The following is a 2,275-nucleotide window of genomic DNA, read 5'->3' on the forward strand; positions in this document are numbered from 1 at the left end:
CAGCCGGCGTCGAGGACCCTGCTGCCGCGCGGCACCATGGCGTCCACCAGCCGGGCCTCACCGTGCAGGTCGACGCCTTCGGCGCGCATCTGCTCGAAGCGCTGGATGTACCACGCCGAATGGCCCGGGTTCCGGCGCTTCATCTCTTCCCACAGCGTCTCTTTCCTCATGCCACCAGCCTACTGGCGGGCGCGTGGACGGCCGGCATGCGTTCCCCCGCCGCGGCTCACGCCGACGTGGCCTCGGAGATCCGCGCCGGCAACGCTTTGCCGGGATTCAGCAACCCCCGAGGGTCGAACACATCCTTCAGCCGGCGCTGCAGTTCCAGCACCTCGTGGCTCTGTTCGCGCCCCAGCCACCGCACCTTGAACTGGCCGATGCCGTGTTCGCCGGTGATCGTGCCGCCCAGCGCCAGCCCGACGTCGATGGACTCGTCCAGCGCCTCGTTGAGCGCCGCCACCTTGGCCACGTCCCCGGGCCCGACCCAGAACGTCGGATGCAGGTTGCCGTCGCCCGCGTGCGCGACCACTTTCAGTCCGACGCCGTGGCGCTCGGCGATTTTCTGCAGTTCGTTGATGTAGTGCACCAGCTGGGACCGGGGAACCGCGACGTCCTCCCCCACCCGGTAGTCATCGTCCACCTCGGCGCCGCGGCTGTGCCGGCGCAGATCCATCAGCCGGATTGCTTCGGCGGTGTCCGCCGCCTTGATCTCGGCGCCGAGCCCGGTGAGGACCTCGCGGATGATGCCGGCTTCCACCTCTGCCGCATGGCCGTCGGTCTGGATCAGCAGCAGCGCGGCGCCGCGGCTGCGCAGGTTGGACCCCTGTTCCCGGTCCAGCTGCGCCATGGTGTTTGCGTCCAGCAGTTCCATGATCGCCGGCTGCACGCGCGCCCGTCCTACCGCCAGCACCCCGGCGGCGGCCGTTGCCACGTCGGGGAAGAACGCCGCCACCGTTTCCAGGGCGGCCGGCAGGTAGCGCAGCCGCAGCGTCGCGCCGACCACCACGCCCAGGGTCCCCTCGGAGCCTACGAACAGTCCGGTCAGGTCGTAACCGGCCACGCCCTTGAACGTCCTGTGGCCGGTGCGGATCAGCGTCCCGTCGGCGAGCACCACGTCAAGCCCCAGCACGGATTCGCGGGTCACCCCGTACTTGGCGCAGCGCAACCCGCCGGCGTTCGTCGCAATGTTCCCGCCGATCGTCGAGCTGCGGTAGCTGGCCGGGTCCGGCGCGTACATCAGCCCGTACTCGGCGACGGCGGCATTCAGGTCGGCGTTGATCACGCCCGGCTCCACGCGCGCGATCTCGTCTTCCGGATGGATCTCCAGAATCCGGTCCATGGCCGCGAGGCTCAGCACCAGGCAGCCCCTGGACGCGTGCGCGCCGCCGGAGACCCCGGTGCCCGCCCCGCGGCACACCACGGGCACTCCCGCAGCGTGGGCGCTCCGCATCACGGCCTGCACGTCCTCCACACTCTGCGCGCGGACAACGGCGATGGGCAGCTGGTGGTCGAGGACCGGGCCTTGGTCGGTGGCGCAGGCAGCCAAGTCCGTGGGGTCGGTGCTGACCGATTTCGCCGGCAGGGCACGCTGAAGTTCCTCCAGAAAAGAACCAGTCACGCTTTCGGGGCCTCCGGTGGTCGTTCCGTTGCTGTTGCTGGTCACGCAGTCCCTCCCATGAACCGGACGTAGCGGCCAAGCACCTGCGGCCATCCCTGGGCGTAGGCGGCCCGCTCGCGCCCGCCCTCGGGCATGTTCTCCCAGCCGGAGTGGGTCAGGCGCAGTTCAGTGCGGCCATCGCCGACGTCCACGAAGTCGACCTCGACTTCCCCCGACGTCGCGGGGCTCGTGCCCGGGTGCCAGGTGCAGCGCAAGTGGCTGCCGGGTGTCCATTCCAGGATCTCGCCCCAGACATGAACCTCATCATCCAGCGTCGTTTCTGTCAGGACATGGTCCTCGAACTCCACGTGGCTGCCCTCGCCCGCCACACTTTGGCGGTCCACCGGCCACCAGAGATGGATGAGATCGGTGAAGCCGCTGAAAGCCTCCTGGCTTTCCCGCGGCACGGTGACGCGGCAGTGGATTGGATCACCGCTCTTGGAGGGTTCAGGCTCTTGCTGCGCGTGGGAGAACAGGGACGAATTCATAGCCCCAGCCTAGTCGGGGCGTGGGGTGGTTGGTGGTTAAACGCGGGAAGGCCCCGCCATCGTTGGCGGGGCCTTCCCGTGTTCAAAGAATGTCCGGCGGCGACCTACTCTCCCACACCCTCCCGAGTGC

General features: G+C 69.1%; 2 protein-coding genes. Both read right to left on the reverse strand.

Annotation, left to right across the window (positions count from 1 at the left end; translation table 11 throughout):
* Positions 1-226: 226 nt before the first annotated feature.
* Entirely contained in the window at positions 227-1,618 is a 1,392-nt protein-coding gene (locus AC5RUJ_RS14925) for an FAD-binding oxidoreductase (protein WP_494128663.1), read from the reverse strand.
* A 41-nt stretch (positions 1,619-1,659) separates the two neighbouring features.
* Positions 1,660-2,145, reverse strand: coding sequence for an SRPBCC domain-containing protein (locus tag AC5RUJ_RS14930; protein WP_494128662.1), 486 nt, complete (start codon positions 2,143-2,145; stop codon positions 1,660-1,662).
* Positions 2,146-2,275 lie beyond the last annotated feature (130 nt).

Source organism: Arthrobacter sp. Y3223164, from assembly GCF_059091005.1.

Excerpts from the sequence above, each read along its gene's own strand:
- AC5RUJ_RS14930 (WP_494128662.1), bottom strand. The coding sequence starts at position 2,145 with ATGAATTCGTCCCTGTTCTCCCACGCGCAGCAAGAGCCTGAACCCTCC.